At 74.4% G+C, this 1,138-nt stretch carries 2 protein-coding genes; one reads left to right on the top strand and one right to left on the bottom strand.

The genetic code is table 11. The features are described 5' to 3' along the window. Nucleotides 1-230 precede the first annotated feature (230 nt). Nucleotides 231-494 (top strand): sigma factor-like helix-turn-helix DNA-binding protein, encoded by a 264-nt coding sequence (locus AB0K37_RS42305; RefSeq protein ID WP_363991912.1) that lies wholly within the window; start codon nt 231-233, stop codon nt 492-494. Here AB0K37_RS42305 and AB0K37_RS42300 read toward each other — a convergent pair. Beyond that, on the bottom strand, nt 457-1,138 hold a 682-nt coding region (locus AB0K37_RS42300; RefSeq protein WP_363991909.1), incomplete at its 5' end, for a LysR family substrate-binding domain-containing protein. The two genes, AB0K37_RS42305 and AB0K37_RS42300, sit on opposite strands and share 38 nt — an antisense overlap.

The raw sequence follows: 1,138 nt of genomic DNA, 5'->3' as shown, positions 1-1,138 counted from the left end.
TCGGCGCACTCGTGCTCGCCGTAGGCGATGAGCGCCTCGACGCCCTCGGCCTCCATGATGTCGCGGTCGAGTTGCCAGCGGCGGTCCCGCTCCGCTACGGCGCCGCCGCCCTCGCCCTCCTCGCCTCCGGCGAACCCCTGCGCCCCACCCCCTGAACCAGACCCTCAACGCTTCCTTAAAGACGCCATAAGGAGGGCGGCGGGGCGGCGGAAGGGTGCGAGGTTCGTCGTGTGGCACTGCGAATGGGCAAAGAGATCGGTTCGTTCGCCCCCGGTCAGCCGGGGGAGCGGATGCGCCCCGCGGTGGTCGCCCGGGCCTTCCAGGGGCTGCCGCCCGCGCACCGCGAGATCCTCACCGAGACGGTCTTCCGGGACCGGTCGGTCAACGAGGCCGCCGCCTCGCTGGGGGTGCCGGTCGACGTGGTCAAGGTCCGCGTCTACCACGCGCTCCGGGCGCTCAGCGCGGCCGTGGAGACGCCGCGGACGTTCGCGTGACGCCCGCGAGGGCGCGGACGATCGCGGCGAACGCCTCGACGAGCGGGCCTCCGTCCGCCCAGGCGAGCGCGACGCGCAGCGGCTCCACGTCCGTGAGCGGCACCCAGGACAGTCCGGGACGCGCGTAGTACAGCGCCATGCTGGACGGCGCGAAGCAGATGGCCGTGCCCTCGGCGACCTGTTCGAGCATCTCCTCGACGTTGTCGTTGGTGGGCCCCCAGCGCGGGGCGGACCCGTCCGGGCGGGGGTTGACCGCCCACCAGTCCACCCACTCGCGGGGGGCGCGCTCGGTCCACATGAGGGGCTCGTCCTTGACGTCCATGATGGAGACGCCCTCGGCGGAGGCGAGCGGGTGCCCCGCGGGAAGGCCCACGACACGGGGCTCGGTGTGGACGGTCTCGGAGTGCAGGCCGCTCAGGTCGGCGGGGAGCCACACGAACGCCACGTCCACCTGCCCGGCGCGGAGCGCGGCGGCCTCGCCGCCCCAGTCGAAGCGCTTGGGCTCGACGCGGACGCCGGGGTGGGCGCGCGCGAACTCGGCGCGGGCCCGGGCCTGGTCGTTCGCGTATCCGATGAACAGGACGTCCCCGCTGCCCGCGTCCTGGAGGACCACCGGGACGACCCGCGCCCCGGTGGCGGCGACG

Source organism: Actinomadura sp. NPDC049753, assembly GCF_040674655.1.
GTDB lineage: Bacteria > Actinomycetota > Actinomycetes > Streptosporangiales > Streptosporangiaceae > Spirillospora > Spirillospora verrucosospora.
The sequence above is the reverse complement of the archived record's forward strand: the minus strand, read 5'-3'. Positions and strand labels throughout refer to the sequence as shown.